The organism is Leclercia sp. LSNIH1 (assembly GCF_002902985.1).
Classification (GTDB): Bacteria; Pseudomonadota; Gammaproteobacteria; order Enterobacterales; family Enterobacteriaceae; genus Enterobacter.
This window is the reverse complement of record NZ_CP026167.1, coordinates 4,325,334-4,346,978: the sequence shown is the minus strand read 5'-3', so window position 1 is coordinate 4,346,978 and position 21,645 is coordinate 4,325,334. Positions and strand designations below refer to the sequence as shown.

At 63.4% G+C, this 21,645-nt stretch carries 24 protein-coding genes; 7 read left to right on the top strand and 17 right to left on the bottom strand.

Annotated features, from left to right (window positions below):
* Positions 1-83: 83 nt before the first annotated feature.
* The 13 genes from C2U54_RS21475 to C2U54_RS21415 are packed head-to-tail and all read right to left on the bottom strand — an operon-like array spanning position 84 to position 12,415.
* The gene (locus C2U54_RS21475) at positions 84-329 is read right to left on the bottom strand and encodes a DUF2274 domain-containing protein (RefSeq protein ID WP_006378741.1); all 246 of its coding nucleotides are present in this window, start codon (positions 327-329) and stop codon (positions 84-86) included.
* On the bottom strand, positions 326-1,609 hold the full coding sequence (locus C2U54_RS21470; RefSeq protein ID WP_016487820.1) for a TrbI/VirB10 family protein: 1,284 nt from the start codon (positions 1,607-1,609) through the stop codon (positions 326-328). The genes C2U54_RS21475 and C2U54_RS21470 overlap by 4 nt, the downstream gene beginning before the upstream one ends.
* A 2-nt stretch (positions 1,610-1,611) precedes the next feature.
* The gene (gene trbG / locus C2U54_RS21465; RefSeq protein ID WP_016487821.1) at positions 1,612-2,604 is read right to left on the bottom strand and encodes a P-type conjugative transfer protein TrbG; all 993 of its coding nucleotides are present in this window, start codon (positions 2,602-2,604) and stop codon (positions 1,612-1,614) included.
* Complete coding sequence (gene trbF, locus C2U54_RS21460) at positions 2,601-3,305, bottom strand: conjugal transfer protein TrbF (protein ID WP_006378793.1); 705 nt, start codon at positions 3,303-3,305, stop codon at positions 2,601-2,603. The genes trbG and trbF overlap by 4 nt, the downstream gene beginning before the upstream one ends.
* Before the next feature lie 18 nt (positions 3,306-3,323).
* Entirely contained in the window at positions 3,324-4,691 is a 1,368-nt protein-coding gene (gene trbL / locus C2U54_RS21455; protein WP_006378795.1) for a P-type conjugative transfer protein TrbL, read from the bottom strand.
* Entirely contained in the window at positions 4,688-5,014 is a 327-nt protein-coding gene (locus tag C2U54_RS21450) for a hypothetical protein (RefSeq protein ID WP_006378798.1), read from the bottom strand. Before C2U54_RS21450 ends, trbL begins: the two co-directional genes overlap by 4 nt.
* A gap of 12 nt (positions 5,015-5,026) precedes the next feature.
* Positions 5,027-5,770 (bottom strand): P-type conjugative transfer protein TrbJ, encoded by a 744-nt coding sequence (gene trbJ, locus C2U54_RS21445; protein ID WP_006378800.1) that lies wholly within the window; start codon positions 5,768-5,770, stop codon positions 5,027-5,029.
* Positions 5,767-8,217, bottom strand: coding sequence for a conjugal transfer protein TrbE (gene trbE, locus C2U54_RS21440; protein ID WP_006378801.1), 2,451 nt, complete (start codon positions 8,215-8,217; stop codon positions 5,767-5,769). The genes trbJ and trbE overlap by 4 nt, the downstream gene beginning before the upstream one ends.
* A gap of 12 nt (positions 8,218-8,229) precedes the next feature.
* Positions 8,230-8,499 (bottom strand): VirB3 family type IV secretion system protein, encoded by a 270-nt coding sequence (locus C2U54_RS21435; protein WP_006378802.1) that lies wholly within the window; start codon positions 8,497-8,499, stop codon positions 8,230-8,232.
* Positions 8,496-8,882, bottom strand: coding sequence for a TrbC/VirB2 family protein (locus C2U54_RS21430; RefSeq protein ID WP_006378803.1), 387 nt, complete (start codon positions 8,880-8,882; stop codon positions 8,496-8,498). Before C2U54_RS21430 ends, C2U54_RS21435 begins: the two co-directional genes overlap by 4 nt.
* Positions 8,869-9,948 (bottom strand): P-type conjugative transfer ATPase TrbB, encoded by a 1,080-nt coding sequence (trbB, locus tag C2U54_RS21425; RefSeq protein WP_022652184.1) that lies wholly within the window; start codon positions 9,946-9,948, stop codon positions 8,869-8,871. The genes C2U54_RS21430 and trbB overlap by 14 nt, the downstream gene beginning before the upstream one ends.
* Positions 9,945-10,421 carry a CopG family transcriptional regulator gene (locus C2U54_RS21420; protein WP_006378865.1) on the bottom strand — a complete coding sequence of 159 codons (477 nt, stop codon included), beginning with the start codon at positions 10,419-10,421 and terminating at the stop codon, positions 9,945-9,947. Before C2U54_RS21420 ends, trbB begins: the two co-directional genes overlap by 4 nt.
* Positions 10,418-12,415, bottom strand: coding sequence for a conjugal transfer protein TraG (locus C2U54_RS21415; protein ID WP_016487822.1), 1,998 nt, complete (start codon positions 12,413-12,415; stop codon positions 10,418-10,420). Before C2U54_RS21415 ends, C2U54_RS21420 begins: the two co-directional genes overlap by 4 nt.
* 306 nt (positions 12,416-12,721) lie before the next feature.
* On the opposite strand from C2U54_RS21415, the gene C2U54_RS21410 reads away from it, so the two are divergent.
* The 3 genes from C2U54_RS21410 (at position 12,722) to C2U54_RS21400 (ending at position 14,989) form a co-directional block, all read left to right on the top strand.
* Entirely contained in the window at positions 12,722-13,627 is a 906-nt protein-coding gene (locus C2U54_RS21410) for a LysR family transcriptional regulator (protein ID WP_006378991.1), read from the top strand.
* 280 nt (positions 13,628-13,907) lie between these two features.
* Positions 13,908-14,438, top strand: a complete 531-nt coding sequence (locus tag C2U54_RS21405) for a polyketide cyclase (RefSeq protein WP_016487823.1) — start codon at positions 13,908-13,910, stop codon at positions 14,436-14,438.
* Positions 14,439-14,482: 44 nt separating this feature from the next.
* On the top strand, positions 14,483-14,989 hold the full coding sequence (locus tag C2U54_RS21400) for a hypothetical protein (RefSeq protein WP_006378996.1): 507 nt from the start codon (positions 14,483-14,485) through the stop codon (positions 14,987-14,989).
* Positions 14,990-15,324: 335 nt separating this feature from the next.
* On the opposite strand, the gene C2U54_RS21395 is transcribed toward C2U54_RS21400, so the two are convergent.
* The 4 genes from C2U54_RS21395 to C2U54_RS21380 all read right to left on the bottom strand — a co-directional run bounded on the left by C2U54_RS21395 (position 15,325) and on the right by C2U54_RS21380 (position 18,395).
* A complete protein-coding gene (locus tag C2U54_RS21395; protein WP_000539741.1) occupies positions 15,325-15,642 on the bottom strand; it encodes a DMT family transporter in 318 nt (105 codons plus the stop codon).
* Positions 15,643-15,700: 58 nt separating this feature from the next.
* Positions 15,701-15,964 carry an EexN family lipoprotein gene (locus tag C2U54_RS21390; RefSeq protein ID WP_016487824.1) on the bottom strand — a complete coding sequence of 88 codons (264 nt, stop codon included), beginning with the start codon at positions 15,962-15,964 and terminating at the stop codon, positions 15,701-15,703.
* A gap of 32 nt (positions 15,965-15,996) precedes the next feature.
* Entirely contained in the window at positions 15,997-16,902 is a 906-nt protein-coding gene (locus C2U54_RS21385) for a LysR family transcriptional regulator (protein ID WP_006378999.1), read from the bottom strand.
* Between the two features lie 89 nt (positions 16,903-16,991).
* The gene (locus C2U54_RS21380; protein ID WP_016487825.1) at positions 16,992-18,395 is read right to left on the bottom strand and encodes an efflux transporter outer membrane subunit; all 1,404 of its coding nucleotides are present in this window, start codon (positions 18,393-18,395) and stop codon (positions 16,992-16,994) included.
* 101 nt (positions 18,396-18,496) lie between these two features.
* Between C2U54_RS21380 and C2U54_RS27800 the strand changes: the two genes are divergently transcribed.
* The 4 genes from C2U54_RS27800 to C2U54_RS21360 are packed head-to-tail and all read left to right on the top strand — an operon-like array spanning position 18,497 to position 21,593.
* Positions 18,497-18,985 (top strand): TetR family transcriptional regulator, encoded by a 489-nt coding sequence (locus C2U54_RS27800; RefSeq protein ID WP_022652185.1) that lies wholly within the window; start codon positions 18,497-18,499, stop codon positions 18,983-18,985.
* A gap of 15 nt (positions 18,986-19,000) precedes the next feature.
* Positions 19,001-19,621, top strand: a complete 621-nt coding sequence (locus C2U54_RS21370; protein WP_016487830.1) for a DUF3313 family protein — start codon at positions 19,001-19,003, stop codon at positions 19,619-19,621.
* Entirely contained in the window at positions 19,618-20,775 is a 1,158-nt protein-coding gene (locus tag C2U54_RS21365) for an MlaE family ABC transporter permease (RefSeq protein WP_016487831.1), read from the top strand. The genes C2U54_RS21370 and C2U54_RS21365 overlap by 4 nt, the downstream gene beginning before the upstream one ends.
* Positions 20,772-21,593 (top strand): ABC transporter ATP-binding protein, encoded by an 822-nt coding sequence (locus tag C2U54_RS21360; protein WP_016487832.1) that lies wholly within the window; start codon positions 20,772-20,774, stop codon positions 21,591-21,593. Before C2U54_RS21365 ends, C2U54_RS21360 begins: the two co-directional genes overlap by 4 nt.
* Positions 21,594-21,645 lie beyond the last annotated feature (52 nt).

Below are 21,645 nucleotides of genomic sequence, written 5' to 3'. Positions count from 1 at the left end.
ACAGGCTCGGCGGCATCCAGAATGAAGAACGCGCAGCCTGGGCTGCGCGTTCGATGGATGCCGTTGAATAGCATGCGGTGCAATCATGGCGGCTTCGGTGGTGTGCTGCGGGTCGCCGTGCCCTTCCTGAATCCTCGATCCCCCGCCATGAACGCTTCCAGCATATGCGGGATCAGCGTCGCCGCATCAACGGCCTCGCCATACGCCTGCGCGTGTAGCGCGGCGTAGCGGTCGAGGTCGGCTTTCAAGCTGGTCGGGCAAACGAAAGTCAGCTTGGTGCTCTCGGTCTTCGGCAGCGGGCCGAGCCGCAGCTTCTTGGTCGTGCTCATCGTGAAGTCCCCCGGTTGAAGAACAGCGGCTGGTACCGCCGCAGCACCAGATCCCGGTTGACGATGATGCGAACCGGCAGGCCCGGCCGTTGCGTTAAGGTCGGCTGGATGTTGAGGTTGCGCCGGGTCATCTCCTGGCCGACCTGATTGATGCTGTCCTGCGCGCTGTCGCGCCCAGCGATGATGACGCGATCACCATCCTGCCGGTTCTCCGGCGCGGCCAGCTCGGCACCGACGCCCAGCAGCGTGGTGAGTGCCGCACCGGCAAAGATGCGGCCCCAGTGGTAGTCCACATCGTCCTCCAGCCCGGCATAGCCGGCTGGGTCGGTGCCGGCCAGGTTGTCGAGCGTGAGCGAAGACGTGTCCGGCAGGATGATCCGGTTCCAGACGACTTGAACGCGGCTCTGCCCGTAGCTGACCTGGCTGTTGTATTTGCCCAGGATGCGCGAACCCTGCGGAATCAGCAGGAAGCGCCCGGAGGCTGTGTCATAGACCGGCTCCGTCACCGTGGCGATCACGTCGCCGGGCAAGTCCGACTTAATCCCCGTCACCAAGGCACCTGCGACCACCGTTCCGGCCATGACCTGATACGGCGAAGTTGGCAGGGTCAGATTGCCGGAATTACGGGTTTCAGTGGAGCCACCTTTCAAGAAAGCCTCTTTATGGTCTTGCCGGTTTTGCACCGCTGTCGGGTCAGCAGGCTGGGCCGCCGTGGAGACCGGCCCGGCCGCCAGCGGGTCAAACACCGCATTGGCGGCGAAGCCCGGCGCAGCGGCCACCTGTGTCTGCGCCACCGGCGCCGCATTCTGCCCTCCCGAGCGGAAGAACACGGACGAGGCCGCGGCCGCTTCGGCTTCTTTGCGCAGAGCATCGTTCGGGTCGTGGCCGGGGGCCGCGTAGGCGGCCGTCGCCGGCTGCTGCGACTTCACGATGGCCGGGCCAAGATCGCCCGGCAGCGGCGGCCCCAGTTCGGGAACGGCAGGCGGCAACGCCGGCGGCAGCTTGGAGTAGTCCGTCGGCAGCGCATCCAGTCCTTCAGACTTCGAGACACGATCGACGTTGTAAAGCTCGGTCTGCTCGCCCGCACCGCGCCGCTGAGGTTGCAGCGACCACATCACCGCGCCGAGCACGGCCACCGCCAGGACGCCGGCGAGGATGGCCAGCGTGCGCCGATTCAGGCGCGTGACCGGGCGCGGCTGGGCGCGAAGCGCGACCGCCTCGGGAGCGATCTTGCCCGCCGCCTGCGGCGCGGCAAGGTCGGGAGTGTCATCCTGGCTCATGGTCAGTTCCTCCGCGCAACGCCATCGGTGCGCTCGATCCGCACCACGTCGCCGCCGTCGCCGCCCAGCCGCAGTTCGGCCGCGCCGAACAGGCGATCCACGACGTAGTACGGCGCGCGGAAACGGTAGTTCACCAATTGCCCGTCGCCCTGCGCGCCGATGACAAACAGCGGCGGCAACTCGCCCTGGGCGATGCCCGCCGGAAACTGGATATAGACCTTCTCTCCATCATCGAAGGCGCGTAGCGGCTTCCACGGCGGGTTGCTGCCCGATACCGCGTAGCGGAAGCGGATCTTGTCCAGCGACAGGCCCGTATCGACAGGCGTTGTCGCCTGCGCAGCCTGCGCCTGGCGCTGCAACGCGAGCATCCGGTCTTTCGGATAGTCCCAGGATACCGACGCCATCCATGCCTTCTCGGTCGAGGTCAGCTCCAGCAGGTAGGTGCGCCGACTGGTGGTGATGACGAGATTGGTTTTCAGGCCGGAACGGATGGGCTTGACCAGCACATTGACGCGCAGATCGGCCCCGCCGCCGCTGGACGTGTCGCCCACGATCCAGCGCACGGTATCGCCGGCGGCGACCGTCACCAGTTCCTCGCCCGGTTGAAGCGAAACCACCGTCACGCGCCCCGGCGACGCATAGACCTGATAAAGCGCGCCATCGGTGAACGGCCACACCTGAATCGCGTTGACGTAGCCCTCACGGGTAGGCGCGATACGCGCTTCTGCATTGGCACGGGAAACGCGCACCTTTTCGTCGGCCGGCTCCGGCGCAACGGGGGCCTCATCGAGTTCCGGCAGCGGCTTCAACTGCGCCGGCAGCGCCAGCGGTTCAGGGACGGCGACGACTTCGACGGGCTTGGGCGGTTCGGGCAATGGCTGGGCCAGCACCGGCTCGTCGAGCGAGATGGACGGCGGCGGCTTGCCCTGCGAGGCGCAGCCCGCGAGGGCCAGCAGCGTCAAAGGAAAAACGTAAAGGCAGAAACGAAGTTTCATGGTTTGGCTCCTTCGGAAGAATCCAGTTCGCGGCTCCATGACAGGCCGTTGACGTAGATACCCAATGGGTTCTTGCGCAAGCGCTGTTCAGTACGCGGGGTTTGCAGGACGGTCGAAAGCACGGCGTTCCAGCGTTCGGTGCCGGCGGGCGCACCGTTGACATAGCGCTGCTCTGTCCAGCGCACGTTGAAAGACGTGTCGCTGGCGCGAACCACGCTGGTGATTTGCACCGTTACCGATTCCTTGCCGATGCGGGCGAATGGGTCATTGGTGCGGGCGTAGTCGTTGAGCACCGCCGCGCCCTTGTCGGTGGTGTAGTCGTAGGCATCGAGCCAGTTCTGCCGCACCACGATGGGGTCGATGGACAGCGAGCGAACCAGCGTCACGAAGCGCGCCAGGTGGTGCGCGATCTGCGCGTCGCCGGGCCGATACGGCGTAGCGGCCTTACCTACAGCGCGCACCTGCCCGGCCTGATCGACCTCGATGACATAGGGCGTCACGATGGACTGCGCCGAGCGCCACACCAGGCCGCCGGCCATCAACAGCGCGAGCACTAGACAGCCGAAGGCCATCAGGCGCCAATTCTTCGCCTGCACGCGGGCGGAGCCGATACGGTCGTCCCACACCTGGGCGGCGGCTTGATACGGGGTGGCAGGCTGCGGCGTATCGGCGTAGCGCACCTGCGGTCGTTTGAATCGCATGGGTGTTCTCCTTGAAGGTTAGGTATCGGAATCCCGCAGGCTCGGGCCTTGCCCGGAGCCGCCGCCGTCGCCCCCGCGCAGCGTGTGGGCGGCAGTGGTCGCGGCATGGGTAGCCTGCTGGCGGCGGTGCATCCGCTTGGCCCAGGCCGGTTGCTCTTGCTTCTGCGAGCCTGCGGTGCCGTCTGCGGTCTGGCCGCGGCCAGCACCGTCGCTGCCGGCTTCTGTGCCGTTCCAGCCAGCGCGGAAGGAGTCGGCCACCTTCTGCCCAACAGCGGAAGCACCAGAGGTGACGCTGCGGCCTGCGGCTTGTGCGCCGGTCTTGGCGACATTGCCGAGGCCAGCCGCCGCGCCCTTGGCACCGCCGCCGGCCGCAGCGGAACCGGCCTGGAACGCCGATCGGGCACTGCCGGCCGCCGAAGTCGCGGCACGCGCGCCGGCACCGGCCAGCTTTGCGGCCGCCGGGGCCATTCGTGCCCCAGCCATGACGGCGCCGCCCACTCCCGTTGCGGCGGCTCCGATGGCAACGCCGGTGCCGACAGCCCCGACCGCAGCACCAGCCATCGCGCCCGCACCAAGCTGTGGCGCACCGGACACCAGGCCGGTGGCGATACCGGGGCCGAAAATGCCCAGCGCCAGCAGCGCGAGCGAGGCCAGCATCACGACCAGCGCGTGGTCGATTGATGGTTCGTCGGGATGTACCTGGAACTCGGCAAACAGCCCGGAACCAATGCCGACGATGACGGCCAGCACCAAGACCTTGATGCCTGACGACACCACGTTGCCTAGCACCTTTTCCGCGAGGAACGAGGTCTTGTTCCAGAGTGCAAACGGGATCAAGACGAAGCCGGCGAGCGTAGTCAGTTTGAACTCGATCAGCGTGATGAAAAGCTGTACGGCCAGCACGAAGAAGCAGAGGATCACCACCAGCCAGGCGATGAACAGAACCACGATAGGGTCGATGTTCACGAACACCTCGGGGAACCCAGCCATGTCCCCGATCTGTTCCAGAATCGGCGCGGCTGCGTCGATGCCGGTCTTCGCCAGCCGGCCCGGCTGAAGAAAGTTCTCCATCGTGATGGCCGAGCCGGTAGCGGTGATTCCCAAGCCGGCGAACGAGCGGAACACGATGCTCGCCAGCCAGTTGAAGTTGCCGATGATGTAGGCGAACGCGCCGACATAGAGCACCTTGCGCAGCAGCTTGGCGATCACGTCGTCGCCCTGGCCGGTGGCGTGGCTCATGGCCCAATACAGGCCAGCGATCGTCATGTCGATGACGATGAGCGTGGCGGTGAGAAATGCCACTTCGCCCTGCAATAAGCCGAAGCCCGAGTCGATGTAGCGCGAGAACGTATCGAGGAAACGGTCGATGATGGTCACGTCGTTCATGGCGAATCCTCGGGCGGAGTGAGCGGAACGGCGCCCTCTGGCAATTCATCTGCGGGCGTATCGAAGCTCGGCGGAATCGGCGGGAGTTCAGCCAGCGAGTTGTATTCATCCGGCCCGGTATGGCCGGCGAAGAAGCGCCGCCGGAAGGCTTCGGCGGCGGCGCGGCAGGCATCCTCGCCCATGGCCTGCCGGTCGACCGCGCATTGCCCGCGCAACGCCTTGAGCCGCACCGGATCTGCGGCCAGGGCGTCGGCCAGGTTCTCGGCCGGCTGCTGGCCGCACGCGGTCAGCAGCACGGCCAGCAGGACGGAAGCGCATCGCATGGCCGCCTCCGGTCAGTTGTTGTAGAAGTTGACGGACTGCGGCGTGTACGGCGTGCCGGTGCCGAGGAAGCGCCGCCGCACTTCGCGGGCGCGCTCCATAGCCGCCGCTTGCCGCGCCAGTTCCAGCGAAGCGGCCCGGTCTTGCGTGATCTGGAGCTGCTGCGCCTGGATCGACTGCTTGGCCTGCAAAGCCAGGAGCTGGTTCGTCGCCTGCATCGCTTGCAGCGCGCCGGTGGCCGACTGGCTCTGGCTCACGAGGTCGGCCAGCGCGCTTTCGTCTTGGGCGAGGTTCTGCGACACCTGCGCCTGCATCCGCATCGCGGTGTGCAGGCCGTTCAAGGTGTTCTGCCAGCGTTCGCGGGCATCCTGTGCCATGCGGTCGCCGCTGATGGTGGAGGCGTACTGTTCCGGGTACAGGCGGGCGAACGTGGCATCCATGCTCTGCACGTCGTAGGCCAAGCCGCGCGCCTCGGCGATCAGGCGCTCGGTGGTGGCGAGCGTCGAGCGCAGGCGGTTGACGATGTTGAAGTCGAGATTTGCCAGGTTCCTGGCCTGGTTCATCAACATCTGCGCCTCGTTCTGGAGCTGGTTGATCTGGTTGTTGATCTGTTCCAGCGTGCGCACGGCGGTCAGCGTGTTCTGCACGAAGTTGGACGGGTCGAACACCGTCAGCGCGGATGCGGGCTGCACGGCCAACAGCGATACCGACAGCACAGCAGCGAGTGAGACAGAGAGCAAACGGGGCTTGGTCATCATGGCGAAACCTCCAGCGGTTGAGAAGCGAGAAAGGAAGCTGCCGCCGGAGCGGACGGCAGCAGGTCGGCGGCCCAGCCGAGGCCGCGATGGCGCAGCCACGCGCCGGCGAAGCCGGGAGCGCCGGCCTGCGTCAGCACGCGGTCAATGTCGCGTTGGTCTTGAGGGGTGGATGCGCTCGCGAATGCGAGCGCGACAGGCCCCAGGTCGAGGTCGAACAGGCGATTGCCGAGGCGCGACTGGTAGTAGTAATCGCGCTTGGGCTGGGCGGTCGCCACGATCTCAATCTGGCGGCTGCTCAAGCCGAAGCCTTCGTAGATCGTGCGAATCTGCGGCTCGGTGGCCTGCGGGTTAGGTAAGAAGATCCTGCTCGCGCAGCTTTCGATGATGGCTGGCGCGATGGTCGAGTCCTTGATGTCGGCCAGCGACTGCGTGGCGAAGATGACGCTGACGTTCTTTTTTCTGAGCGTCTTGAGCCATTGCCGGATGCGGGCCGCGAAGGACGGCTCATTGAGGAACAGCCACGCTTCATCGAGGATCAACAGCGTGGGCGCGCCGTCGAAACGTTCGTCGAAGCGGGCGAACAGGTAGCGCAGCACCGCTTGCACGGCGGCCGGGCTGTGCATCAGTTCTTCCATCTCGAAGCCCTGCACGTCGGCCATGCCCAGCCGGTCGTGGTCAGCGTCCAGCAGCTTGCCGTGTGCGCCGCCCAGCACATAGGGCGCGAGCGCTTGGCGCAGCGCGTTAAACTGCAATAACACCGACAAGCCGGTCATGGTGCGCTGCTCCACCGGCGCACCGGCAAGGCTTCTCAGCGCCGACCAGATGGCAGCCTTCTCGTCCGGGCCGACCGTCACGCCTTCGTGCAGCAGCCGGCCCTCCACCCATTCGGCGGCCCAGGTGCGGTAGCCCTCGTGGGCAATTCGCGCGAGTGGCTGGAAGGCGATGCCGCCATCGGCGCCGAGGTCATAGTGCTCACCGCCAAGGCCGAAGATGGTGGCGCGCATCGAGCGGCCCATGTCGAAGGCGAAGATCCGCGAGCCGAAGTAGCGCCGGAACTGCATGGCCAAGATGGCGAGCAGCACCGACTTGCCCATGCCGGTCGGCCCGGCGACAAGGGTGTGCCCCACGTCGCCGATGTGCGTCACCAGCCGGAACGGCGTCGCGCCATCGGTGCGGGTGACGATCAGCGGCGGGCCATCGAGGTGTTCGTTCTTCTCCGGCCCAGCCCATACCGCTGACATCGGCATCATGTGCGCCAGGTTCAGCGTCGAAACGATGGGCTGACGCACGTTCGCGTATGCGTTGCCGGGGACGGACGACAGCCAGGCATCGACTGCGTTGAGGGTTTCGGGGATGGTCACGAAACCCCGGCCCTGGATGACGCGCTCCACCATGCGCAGCTTCTCGTCGGCCACGGCCGGGTCGGCGTCGAGCACCGTCACCGTGGCGGTGAGGTAGCCGAAGGCGACTTGATCGCTGCCCAGCTCCTGCAAGGCGGCATCGGCGTCGGCGGCCTTGTTGCTGGCATCGGTATCGACCAGCGGGCTTTCCTGCTGAAAGATCGTTTCGCGCAGCAGCGCGATGACGTTCTTGCGCTTGGCGAACCATTGGCGCCGCAAGCGCCCCAATTCCCGTTCCGCCTCGGCTTTGTCCAGGCACAGGAAGCGCGTACTCCAGCGATACGCAAAGCCCAGGCGGTTGAGGTCGTCCAAGATCCCCGGCCAGGTCGAGGTCGGGAAGCCTCGTACCGACACCACGCGCAGGTGCTGATCGCCCAGCATGGGCGCCAGGCCGCCGACCAGCGCGGCATCGGCAAGCAGTGCGTCGATATGGAACGGCACGTCGGGCACGCCGACGCGATAGCGCCGGGTGGAGACTGTGGCATGCAGGTAGGTCAGCGTCTGGCTATCGTCCAGCCAGGCAATCTCCGGCATCACACCATCGAGCAGGTCGAACACGCGATCGGTCTCTGCCACGAAGGAATCAAGCCGACCACGCCAGTCCACACCCTCAGTGGGCCGGTTCTCGTACAGCATCCCAGCCGCACGGGCGCGAGACTCTTGCGGCGGTAGGTGTTGCAACGTGAAGTGATAGACGCTCTCGAAATGGCCATCCGACTCCTCGAACGCCGCGCGTCGCTCCTCATCCACCAGCCAGGACAGTGGTTCGGGAAAGGAGGATTGCGGATAGCTCGATGCCCGCATCCGCTCGGCCTCGATATAGAAGGCCCAGCCAGACCCGGTACGGCGAAGCGCGTTGTTCTGCCGCGCCGACGTGGCAATCAGCTCGCCCTGTGTCGCACTGTCCAAGTCGGGGCCGCGAAACTGGAACGTGCGTTGAAACGAACCATCTTTGTTCAGCACAACGCCCGGCGCGACCAGCCCGGCCCAGGGCAGCCAGTCGGCAAGCAAGGCCGGGCGCTGACGATATTCGGCAAGGTTCAGCATGGCGTCCTCCCCTCACACGTCCAGAAGCGGGCGGTGTTTGATATGCCGCGCGAAGACCTGCATGAACTGCGGATCGACGCGCGCACCCCATACGGCCAGCGAGTGGCCGACGATCCAGAGCACCACGCCGGGAATCCACAGTTGCAGGCCCAGCCCGACGGCGGCGGCCAGCGTGCCGTTGGCAATTGCCACGGTGCGCGGCGCGCCGCCCAGCAGGATTGGCTCGGTCAGCGAGCGATGCAGCGGCACCTCGAAGCCTGGAAGGTCGCTGGCCGTACTCATACGACGGCCCCGCCGGAGAACGAGAAGAACGACAGGAAGAACGAGGAAGCGGCGAACGCGATGCTCAACCCGAACACGATCTGGATCAGCTTGCGAAAGCCGCCGCTGGTGTCGCCGAAGGCCAGCGCCAGGCCCGTGGCGATGATGATGATGACCGCGACGATGCGTGCCACCGGCCCCTGGATCGACTCCAGAATCGACTGCAAGGGCCCCTCCCACGGCATCGAGGAACCGGCGGCTTGCGCCGTTCCGGCCAGCAACAGCAGCAGCGCGGCCAGCAGCAGCCCCTGCCTCGCAGGGCGGGTGAGGCTGCGCAGCCGCGCCAGGCCGGACAGGCGAGGAAGCGGATTTACGGAAAAGCGGAAAGAATCAACGTGCGTCATGGCAGTTCTCCAAGTTGGTTGGGGGACGGGAATGTGCAGCGGCGTCGGCTGCGAGAGGAACCGGCGTCAGCTCGGGAAACGGCGTTTCCAGTGCGTCCGCCAGGCGATAGCCGGTGCCGTCGAAGCCGACGACACGGGCGATGGTTTCGACGTGGCGCTTGCGGCCGCGTCCGGCGATGTTGATGACGACGTTGACCGCCTCGGCGATCAGCGCCCGCGGCGGATTCACAGCGACTTCGAGAATCAACTGTTCGAGGCGCAGCAACGCGCCCAGCGCGGAGCCGGCATGGATGGTCGCAATGCCGCCGGGGTGGCCGGTGCCCCACACTTTGATGAGGTCGAGGGCTTCGCCGCCGCGCACCTCGCCGACGATCACGCGGTCAGGCCGCAGGCGCATCGTGGCCCGCACCAGCTCGGTCATGGTGACGACGCCGGCGCGGGTGCGCAGCGGCACATGGTCGCGGGCCGCGCATTGCAGCTCGATGGTGTCTTCGAGCACCAGCACGCGGTCGCCTGTGGCGGCGATCTCGGCCAGCAGCGCGTTCGCCAGCGTGGTCTTGCCGGTGCTGGTGCCGCCGGCGATTAGGATGTTCTGCCGCTCGCGCACGGCGCGGCGCAGGAACTCGGCCTGCCCGGCGGTCAGGATGCCGTCGGCCACGTAGCGATCCAGGCCGATGATGCTCACGGCCCGCTTGCGTAGCGCGAAGGCTGGCCCCGGGGCGGCCGGAGGCAGGATGCCCTCGAAACGCTCGCCGGTTTCCGGCAACTCGGCGGTCAAGAGCGGCTGGCCGCGATGCACCTCCGCGCCGACATGCGCGGCGACCAGGCGGATGATGCGTTCACCATCGGCCTCGGGCATCTCCACGCCCAGCGGCGAGCGACCCGACGACAGCCGATCCACCCACAGGGTGCGATCGGGGTTGAGCATGATTTCCACCACATCCGGGTCTTCGAGCGCAGCGGCGATCAGCGGCCCCATTGCAGTGCGCAGCATCTGGATGCGGCGATCCTGGGACGCTGCTGCGGATGAGCGAGGTTCGGGCTGGATCTGTGGAACGGCACTCATGACGCACGCTCCGCAGTTCGTTCATGGGCGGAGGCCATCGCTGCTGCGTCATCCATCTGCATCGGATCGGGGTGCAGTTCCTCCACCACGTCGCGCACCAGACTGCGGCCACGCAGAAGGTGGCGACCCAACTGTTCGACGAACTGCTCGAAGCGCACCTTGCCCTGGGCGCGTGCCGCATCCTGATGGGCTTCGGGCACCGGCGTGCTGACGGTCAGGAAGTAGCGGATGAACAGCGCCAGCGTTTCGATCTGGATGTTCTGGTCGCGCTCCAGGCGTTCGGTCTGCCGCGACAGTCGATCCAACCGCTTGGCAATGGCGGCCTCGCGCTGGTCGCCAGCATCGGGCGACAGCCAGGACGCCAAGGCCGCTGCGACGATGGACGACTTGGACACGCCTTTCTTGGCGGCCAGTTCGTCCAGGCGCTGGGCGTGCTCGGGCTGGATGAAAAGATTGAGGCGGTATTGGCTCATAGGTCGATTCCGTCGTTGGGGTCGAGGGAAGCCAGCCGGGCCGTGCGCTGCATGGCCGGGTCGAGCTGGCCGGGAAGCGGCAGCGCCAGGTCGTCGTCATCGAGCAGCGCCAGGTCGTTCGCATGTGCGTCCGGCTCGGGGTCGTAGGCGACGGTTTCGGAGAGTTCGGGCTGGCGGCGTGGGCCGCCGTCATCGGTGCCGCCCAGGCCATCGGCGGATGCCGAGGCCGGCGCCGCAGGTACGGCCGGGATCGCCAAGCCGCTCCAGTCGTCGGGGCGGGCTGGCGGCGCGTCGGCGTACCTCCCGGCTACGAGCGCGGGCGGTGGCAGGACGCGATTCTTGAAATTGGCGTCGGCGTAGTAGCGCAGCTTCTTCGCGCGGATCGGGGCGACGCTGGACACCATGACCACGGCGTCATCAGGTGGAAGCTGCATCACCTCGCCGGGCGTCAACAGCGGCCGTGCAGTTTCCTGACGCGACACCATCAGGTGCCCCAGCCACGGAGCGAGCCGGTGGCCGGCGTAGTTGCGCTGCGCGCGAAGCTCGGTGGCGGTGCCGAGGGTTTCTGAAATCCTTTTCGCCGTCCTTTCGTCGTTGGTGGCGAAAGTCACCCGGACATGGCAGTTGTCGAGGATGGAATGGTTCTGCCCATACGCCTTGTCGATCTGGTTCAGGCTTTGAGCGATGAGAAAGCTGCGGATGCCGTACCCGGCCATGAAGGCAAGCGCGGACTCGAAAAAATCGAGGCGGCCCAGCGCCGGAAACTCGTCCAGCATCAGCAGCAGCTTGTGCCGGCGCGCGATGCCATCGCTGCCGTCGAGCGATTCGGTCAGCCGCCGCCCGATCTGGTTCAAGATGAGCCGGATCAGCGGCTTGGTGCGGCTTATGTCGGAGGGCGGCACCACCAGATAGAGCGATACCGGGTGCTCGGCGGAAATCAGGTCGGCGATGCGCCAATCGCAGCGCGATGTGACTTCGGCCACGGTCGGGTCGCGGTACAGGCCGAGAAACGACATGGCGGTGGAGAGCACGCCCGATCGCTCGTTGTCCGACTTGTTAAGCACTTCGCGGGCAGCGGATGCGACAACCGGGTGAGGCGCATCGCCCAGGTGCTTCGTCGTCATCATCCGGTGCAGCGTCAGCTCGAACGGACACGCCGGGTCGCTGAGGAAGTTGGCGACGCCGCGCAGCGTCTTGTCCTCGCCTGCGTACAGCACATGCAGGATGGCGCCGACCAACAGCGCGTGACTGGTCTTTTCCCAATGGTTCCGGCGTTCGAGTGCGCCATCGGGATCGACAAGAATGTCGGCCACGTTCTGCACGTCGCGCACTTCGTGCGCGCCGCGCCTCACTTCCAGCAGCGGGTTGTAGGCTGCCGACTGCGCATCCGTGGGGTTGAACAGGAGGCAGTGGCTAAACCGCGAACGCCAGCCTGCGGTGAGCGTCCAGTTCTCGCCTTTGATGTCGTGAACGACGACGGATGCGGGCCAACTCAACAAGGTGGGAACGACCAGGCCCACACCCTTGCCCGAGCGCGTTGGTGCGAAGGTCAGGACGTGTTCCGGGCCTTCATGGCGGAGGTACTGGCCGCGATGCAGCCCGAGGAAAACCCCGTCGGGCTGGATCAGCCCAGCTTTGCGTATGTCTTCCGCATCGGCCCAGCGTGCCGAACCGTAGGTGGTGACAAGGCGCGCTTGCCGCGAGCGCCACACCGACATGGCGATGGCGACCACCACGGCCACCAGACCACTTCCACCCGCGATGGCCCCGCCGATATCGAAGACGTGCGGCGCGTAGGCATCAAAGAAGAACCACCACTCGAACAGCCGCCAAGGGTGATAGACCGGGGTTCCAAAGAAGTCGAACCATGGCGAGCCAAGGCGTAGTTGATAGCCCAGGGCGGCGGCTGTCCATTGCGTTGCACCCCACACGCCGGCGATCACGATGCCGAATACGGCGGCGATCTGCCCGAACAGTACGCCCTGAGCTTGCATTGACTGGCCTCCGATTTCCCTGCACTGATTCCTCGTTCAAAAGCGGCACAGGAACGTGCCGCATAGAGCGAGGATCGGTGCCGCGTGGGTGCCCGTCAAAGACCGTTTTGAGCACAACGGTCGAGGGAAAAGAAAGAATGAGCGGCGGGGCGAGTCGAAGACAAACGCCGCAAACTAAAGCACCCTATGGCGCATTTGGAGTTTCCAAGAGGTTGCCCAGAAAAAAATTCTCGCTGGGTCTCGCTCCCCTCATGAGCAGAATCTAGATATCATGGGAAAGAATTATTTATTGAAATCTGGATAAGAATGAAAGATATCAAGAGCATGGATCTCAACTTACTCAAGGCGCTGGACGTATTGTTGGACGAACGCAACGTGACACGGGCGGCAGCACGTCTTGGACTAACCCAACCGGCCTTGAGCGGCATGCTTGCGCGGCTGCGTGAAAGCTTCGGCGACCCGCTGTTCGCGCGTGCGCAGCGGGGCATCGTTCCGACGCAGCGGGCGCTAGACATAGGGATATCTGTCAAACAGGTGCTAGCGGAAATCGACGCGCTGCTCCAGCCACCTTCTTTCGACCCGGCCACCGCACAACTGACCTTCTCCATCGCCGCGACGGACTATGCGCTGCGTGCCATTGCTGTCCCATTTCTATCGGCACTCAAACAGCACGCACCGCGCGTTCGAGTCTCATTAGTGCCAGTCGAGAGCGGACTGCTACAGAACCAGCTTGAGCGCGGTCAAATCGATCTAGCCCTCCTGACGCCAGAGATCACTCCGCCAAATCTGCATGCCCGAGAGCTATTCAAGGAGCACTACGTGTGTGTCCTGCGGGAAGACCATCCAGCGGCTATGGGGCGCAAGCTGACAGTTAAGCAGTTCTGTGCTCTCGACCATGCGCTTGTTTCCTACGATGGTGGAGGTTTCCGCGGCGTCACCGACGATGCGCTAGAACAGTTGGGCAAACAACGAAGCGTCACACTGTCGGTCAAGAGCTTTCTGATCTTGCCAGACATCCTGCGTGCCAGTGACATGGTCGCGATCTTGCCGAGCCGCTTGGTCGCCGGTATGGACAAGCTGGCTATCTCCCTGCCGCCGATGAAGATACCGGGGTTCACCAAGACGGCTGCTTGGCACGAACGCACCCATCACGATCCAGCACATCGCTGGATACGAGCACTGCTGTTCACTTCCTGTGCTAACAACAAGTAGGCAAGATGGCTCTCATCGTCATGCTCAGCACAACTCTGCCTCGCACTACAAATATGCAATCAGCCGGCTCAATTGGAGACGGACCCTTTCGTAGCACCGCTGCGAGATAGCCTTGTCGGCGGATGGCAGAACCTAGACGCTGATATCAAATTATATGATTTCAAAAATAAAAAATTAGGATTTCACTTATTTCACAGGGAGGCTCATGATTGCTCTATGACCACTTGAATGACGCAGCCACCCCTGTTGCGTCATTGACATTTTGTGAAGGAGCTTCGATATGAGCAAGCAACAGAACGCCATCCTCTGGCCCGAAGGCTACACGCCGGGCTTTACTGAGAATTTCGCCTCTAATGAGATCATCGCCGCCGGCTTGAGCGCGGCCGACGTATGGCCGCTACTCGTCACACCATCGCTGTGGCCAAGCTACTACGCCAACTCGGCTAACGTGCGCTTTCATGGCGGCAAAGGCCCGGTACTGGCCGACGGCGATCGATTTTATTTCGAGACCTTCGGCTTCCCGGTAGAGGGGCAGTGCAACGAGTACGTGGCACCTGCGGATGGGCAACCCGGCCGCGTGGCCTGGCACGGCTGGTCCGGCGAGGAAGGCACAGATACGCGCCTGGATGTGCATCACGCCTGGCTGGTCGAGAACCTGGACGGCGGGCGCGTGCGCATCCTCACGCAGGAAACGCAGAAGGGCAAGCCGGCCGAGGAGCTGCACAACGCCAAACCCAACCCGATGATCAACGGCCATCAGGACTGGCTCGACAGCTTGGTCGAGACAGCGCGCAAAGCCAAGCAGGCGTAATGGTCGCTGGCCGCTTGATCCCAAGCGTCTGAACTGAGAAAACCATGATGGGAACTCCCCTCGAGATTCTGCTGGTTTTGACTTCGCAGGCAACGATGGGCGACGACCCGCGCCTGACCGGCGTGTGGTTCGAGGAACAGTCCACCCCGTACTACGCCTTGGTCGATGCAGGTGCCAATGTGGATATTGCGTCAATCGCCGGCGGCGAGATTCCGGTGGATCCTCATTCCATAGCGAGCGAAGGCATGAACCCGCCGAGCGTGGAATGCTTCCTCGATGACAAGGTGTCGATGGACAAGCTCGAAGGCTCGCTGAAGATCGACAGCATCGCCCCGGAAGGGGGTGCGGTGATGTTCCTGCCCGGCGGCCATGGCACCATGTGGGACTTACCCGGAGCGGGGCGCTCGTCAATCTGCTGTCGGGCGCTTGGGCTGACGGCAGGGTGGTCGCGGCGGCCTGCCACGGCCGAGCCGGACTGGTTAATGTCAAGGAAGCGAATGGCCAGCCGCTGGTTGCCGGCCGTCGCGTCAGCCCCTTTGCCAAACGCATGAGCCGCGAGACTGGGCTACCTGTGGCAGTGAGTTGGGGCATCGACGATCCGCGAATGGCCGAGCACGTGATCGCTGGCAGGTAGATGGGTTTGGTGATTCTTGGCCGCGCCATGCTAGCCAACCCACACTCTTTCTCCACCTTTGCAGGAGCTGAAGGTGGAGCACCCGGAATGGCTGCTCCACCGCCTTACGCGCACTGGCTCGAACTCTCCCGAGGCTGCGGCAAGCTCACCACATATAACGACTAGGAGGAGGTGACCGTGCGAGTTCCCAGAACCCGATCCAGTCTGTGTCGCAGGGTGTCCCAGTGACTACGCTATCAAAGGAGCTAGTACTCAACTCGATAACTTGAGCGTGATAACGCCCAGGATGATCAGCGCCACGCCAAGGTATCGCATCAGGGAGGTTGGGTCGCCATAGAAATGAATTCCGACTAAGAACGTTCCCGCCGCTCCGATACCCGTCCACACCGCATAAGCAGTCCCAATCGGTATCTGACGCTGAGCAAGCCATAGGAAGGCGCCGCTAATTGTCATGAAAGAGACGGCTACTGCGACCCCACTCCAACGCGATGTTGGCTCTTGCGCCATTTTCAGCCCGACCGGCCATCCGATTTCAAACAATCCAGCCAAAACAAGATAGATCCAGCCCATTGCAATTCTCCTTCAAGTTTTTCATATCCGGCATACATACTCCAGCGTGACCACCAGCTTAGAACTTCGGCGGCTCTTTAGGTGTGGTGTAGGGCACATCGCCATCTTCGTAAAAGCGCTTTCGCGTAGCCTCGGCAACCCGGTTACATAGTTGGTCGCCCAGCATAGGACGATCCAACTTGCATTGCTGGCGCAACTTTTTCAGCCGCTCAGGATTGAGCGCTAATTCATCGACCGTCGGAAGGTTGCCTTTATCTGGTTTCCCGGATGGGCTGCAGGCTGCCAGTGTCGAGGAAAGCAATATGAGAGCAATCTTCTTCATGGTTAAGTTTCCTTGGGAGATTGTGTGATGGTTTACCGCCGACTTTTGGCGTCTGGAGATTTGATCGAATGAACGCGTTCCATGAAGCGAGTCAGTATTTCTGACGGCTCGCTGGCCGGTCGTAGCAGATAGGTCGTGAGCATGGGCGAACCTCCAGTCAGCGGCCGTGCGACCACACCCTGTTCCCTGCTGGCAGTAATATGCGCACCTCCTGTGAGGCCTAGTGCAAGTCCCGCCGAAACCAGGACCATCATTAGATCGCTGGAAGTCACGCGTTCGGCAATTAGAGGCTCAATGTCCACGCGACGTAGCACCCGTTCAACTTGCCGAGCATGGCCCTCACACGCCACCGCGTCGCAGAGCACCAGCGGATACCGCAACAGCTCTTCCAGGGGAATCTGTTTGTGGGATAGCAAGGGGTGCCGTGCGGGCACAGCTACCATCAGAGGGTCACTCCACACCGGCACGGCGATGATGCCTTCGCCGACTTCATCCGATTGAGCGAAGCCGAGATCGTACAGTTCGCCACACAATCCCTTGATTTGCTGTGACAAAGGCACTTCGAAGAAGCGAACTTCCACTTCCGGCTCTTCCTGCCGGCAGAGCGCCAACAACGCAGGCAGGCGCGATGGCGTGATTCCATCAGACAATGCAATACGGAGCTGGCAATGAAAGCCATTGGCTGCGGCGTTCACACTGTCGCGCGCCTGCTGCAAAGCTGCGAAGACACGGGGTACGCTCTCAAAGAAGAGTCTGCCTGCACGAGTCAAGCGGGTGCTCCGAGTGGTTCTCGCAAATAGCGCTACGCCCAACTCCTCTTCAAGCTCTTTGATGGCGCGCGACAGCGGCGATGTCTCGATGTGGAGGCGCTCTGCGGCTCGGGCAAAGTGCAGTTCCTCTGCCACCGCTAGAAAGTAGCGCAGATGCCGAATTTCCATGTTCGCATTCCTCCTCACTTAGGCCTCACCACCTTCGCCTTGCGCCACGCTATCTAGCCTTCGCAAGCTGCTCCAGCAAGCTTCCCCGATCAAACAGGTGGGCCGGATAGTGCTTTTGCCAGCACACCCCATTGCACGGCTGTCTCGGCCCGCGTGCGGATCAGCGAAGCCTGCGCTGACATCACCCCCGCCTCAGCCTCGGCCACCACCGTGGCGTCCACTTGTCCCGCCTCAAACAGACGGCGGCTGCGATCGAGCTGACGCTCCGCGACTGCGACCCCCTCGGTCTGATGCTCCAGTGCGGCGTGCTGCGTATGCCAACCGAGGTATGCGTTCTCTACGTCCTGCAATGCACTCAACAAAGTGCGCTCGAACTCCGCGCGCGCAGCTCGGCTGCGCGCCTCTCCGGTCTCGATGCCGGCACGGATCGCGCCACCATCGAAGATCGGCAACGAAACCCCGGCCCCAAGTGAAAAAATGTTGCCGGTAATGCGCGTCCCCGCACTCTCAACGCGCTGCCGTCCGCCGCTCAGGTCCAACACCAGCTTAGGGAAGCGTTCGCCTTCGGCTGCGTTCCAGCGCGCGGTTTCGGCTGCGAACTTCGCTTCGGCGGCGCGCACGTCGGGCCGCTCACTCAGCAGGTCCGCAGGTATGCGTGTCGGTGTCCAATTGGGGGCGGCGAGTGAAGCAAGAGTCGGAGAAGCTGCAGACGCTCCGGGCGTTTGTCCCGCTAGTACATCAAGTGCATGCGTCGCCTCGCCGCGCGCACGCCGAAGTTGCTCTTGCTCCACACGCAGTGCGACGACGCCGGAGCGGGTTCGCTCGATGTCGAAGCCGGTAGCTTGTCCGGCCTCGAACTTCCGTTGTGTCAGCAAGACGAGTCGCTCGGCGGATGCCAGCCGCGCCGTGGCGAGCGCTTCGAGTTCACTGGCTTGGCGCTGCTGCACAGCCGCCGACACTGTTTCAAACGCGACCTGCCAACGCGTGGCAACCCACGCTTGTTCGGCTGCCACCGCATCCAGGCGCGCACCTTCTGCTGCCTGCGAAAGCCGCCCCGACAGGTCTGCCTCCCACGATGCAGACAACGTGGCGCGGCCATCATTGCCGATCGCAACGTTCTCTGAATAGTCGCGTCCTCGAGTTGCCTGCGTGCCCGCGGACAACGAGGGGAGCAGGGAGGCCCGTGCTCGCCGCGTGGCGGCCGAGGCCTCGTCGACGCGCGCGCGCGCAATCGACAGTTCGGTGTTGCGCTCCAGCGCCGCCCGGACTAGGACATTGAGCTGTGGATCGCCGTAGGCCGTCCACCAGTCGACGGGAAGAGTACGGCGGGATGATTTGTCCAGGATGCCTTCACCTCCCTCTTCATTTGAGAAATGGGCCGGTACATCCAGGCGAGGCGGATCGGCAGAGTGCGGAGCATGGCTGCAAGCCGCAAGAAGCATTAGCGGCGAAATCATGGCCATGAGGCGATAGCGTTCAAGAATTTGAGACATGGCAGGTCCTTGCATTCCGAAAAAGTCTTGACGGACTGTTTTACGCCTTCTACTATACCGACTGGACTGTATATGACTCAAGCTTTTTTTGGAGCACGACCATGCCGCCTCGCGCGAAAACAAAGTTGCCCCCCCCGTCCACCGCCCATAGCAGCACCGATGCGCAGCCCGTTCTCCAGCAAGGAGCCCAGCTAACTCGCGAGCGCATCCTGCAGGCCGCTCGCGAACTGGTGCTGGAGGAAGGCGCCAGTCGTCTGACGCTGGACGCCGTCGTCGTGCGGGCCGGGTTGAGCAAAGGGGCGTTTCTCTATCATTTCAAGACCAAACGCGATTTGTTCGTGACACTGATCGACGAGATGATCCGGGCGTTCGACGCGGTACAAGCCAATCACGAGCGCAGGTTTGCCGGAGATTTGTGGCTCGCGCTCAAGCGGATTCCGATCAGCGCGGCCTCTGCAGCCTGGGCAGGAATCGGGCTACTTGGAAACTTGGGTATCGGCGCCCTCTTGCTAGGCGATCTCGCATCAGTGACGCGCTGGTCTGGCACCGCCCTCATCGCAGCAGGCATTGCCTGTCTTAGTTTCGTTTGATCAAGGAGACCCATTATGAAGAGCAAAACTGCATTGATCCGCGGCGGCATTTTTTTTTGCGTAGCAGCCGCGCTCTCTGGATGCGCGACCAACAGCATGACGCGCTCCGGATTTCTCGGCGACTACGAGAAGTTATCGCCGACACGATACGAGAACGTACTGATGTACCGCGCAGCGGGATTCGAGCCCAAGCGTTATGCCGCTGTCGTGGTGGAAGATGCGCAGATCAAGACCGCCTCGGGTCGCATCGATGGGCTCGATGACGCGCAGCAGCGTGAAGTGCTAGACCATGTGACGAGCGAACTGAAACGCCAGGAAGGCAAAAGTCCCGCCACCCCAGGTGGCACGGGACAGGTTCGGGTGCGTGTAGCGGTCACCGAACTGCAGACACCGAATCGGGCAGTCAATGCAATGACGACCCTGCTGGTTGGACCCGTGACGACGGGCGGTGCCAGCCTAGAGTTCGAAGCAGTCGATGTAAGTACGGGACGACGCGTTGCTGCCGCCAGTTGCTTCGAGCGCGGCAACGTCATTAAAGAGTTCGCCGGTTCGTACACATTGCTGGGTCATGCCAAAGCGGCGATCACGAACTGCATCGAGCGCATCGACAGCGCTTGGCGGGACACGCAGCCATGAGCAACGCTTCACAGGCTTGGCTCCGGCAGGATGCCATGGTCGGCGGTGATCACAAATGGCTGGCGGGTGGCGACTGGACGATAGAGCACTACGCCAGTCTGGCAAAATCCGTGTCCGCCGCCCGCATCAGCCATGCCGAGGGGTACGCCACTCCCTTGCTCGACTGGACGCAAGTCCAGAGACTGGACACCGCCGGCGCGGCTCTGCTGGTGGAAATTCTCGGGCCAGACTCGATACTCGACCGGCCGGAGGCAGCTCCAAATCTGTCCCCGGATCGCCTCGCCCTAATGAAAGCGCTTGCCGCCGCTGCTACCGCTCAGCAGAAGACGGACAAAGCAGCGGTGAGCGGGAATCCTCTGCTCCGCGGTCTGGGACGCATAGGCCTGACCGTGGAACAGGGCTGTCGTGCGTGTCTTGGTCTGGCCGGGTTCGTGGGTCAGATCATCGAAACATGGAGCCGTACCGTTCGTCACCCGCGTCGCTGGCGCACGACCTCGGTGATCGCTCAAATCCAGCGGTCAGCGGTGGACGCCATTCCCATCGTGGCGCTACTGAGCTTCATGGTAGGAATGGTGGTGGCGTTCCTGGGCGCAACGGTGCTGGCCAACTTCGGTGCGAGCATCTTCTCGGTGCATCTGGTCGCCTTCTCGTTCATGCGCGAGTTCGGAGTGCTGCTCCCGGCCATATTGATTGCAGGCCGTACCGCAAGCGCGTATACCGCCCAAATCGGTTCGATGAAGGCAAATGAAGAGATCGATGCGCTTCGCTCCAACGCGCTCGACCCCATCGAGTTGCTGGTGCTGCCACGCGTGCTGGCGCTTCTTGTGTCCTTGCCACTGCTCACATTAGTAGGCATCTTGGCTGGCATTGTGGGCGGCGCCACTGTATGCGCACTGAGCTTGGAGATTCCTCCTGCACAGTTCCTTGCCATCGTGCAGGAAAAAATCGAGGTGCGCCATTTTCTTGTCGGAATGAGCAAGTCCCCGCTCTTCGCGGTGATGATCGCCGCTATCGGCTGCCATGAAGGGTTCAAGGTCGCCGGTAGCGCTGAGTCGGTAGGCGACCACACGACTTCTAGTGTTGTGCAATCAATCTTCATGGTGATCCTGATCGATGCCATCGCTGCACTGTTCTTCATGGAGATGGGCTGGTGAGCGCGGTGAAGGAAGACACCGACAACGGTGTGCGACACGCTATTGAAGTGCGCGGCCTAGACAACAGGTTTGGAACCCAGCAGGTCCATCAGGACCTGGACCTGGACGTGCGACGCGGGGAAATCCTTGGCGTGGTGGGAGGATCAGGCACCGGGAAATCCGTGCTCTTGCGTAGCATCGTCGGGCTGCAGAAGCCGCATTCGGGCGTGGTCCGTATCGGGGGGCGCGACCTACTGCGAGCCCAATGGCTTGCACGCGCGCGTATGGAGCGAAGGTTCGGCATTCTGTTCCAGAAGGGCGCGTTGTATTCATCGCTGACCGTCTTGGAGAACGTCGCTCTTCCTTTAATCGAGCATGTCGGTCTGGCGCGGCCTCTTGCCGAGCGTTTGGCAAGAAGCAAGCTGGGCTTGGTGGGGTTGCCTGCCGGAGCGGGAGACAAATATCCGGCCTCGTTGTCCGGAGGCATGGTGAAACGAGCAGCACTGGCGAGAGCCTTGGCGCTTGATGCGAACATCCTGTTTCTTGACGAACCCACCGCAGGACTGGATCCAATCGGGGCTGCATCTTTCGACCAATTGATTCTGACCCTGCGCAATGCACTGGGTCTCACGGTGTTTCTGGTAACCCACGACCTCGATACGCTGTACACCATATGCGACCGTGTCGCGGTCCTGGCGAACCAGAAGGTACTCATCAACGACGGCATCGAGGCAGTCGAGCGATTCAAGCACCCGTGGATACAGGAATACTTTCACGGCCCCCGTGGCCGTGCGGCCGCACAGGCCACTGGTGCTTCCAGCCAAGAGACGCAGCCATGAAACCCTTCCGCATCTGCATCATTCTTCCGTCGCGCACGCATTGGGCTGGGCG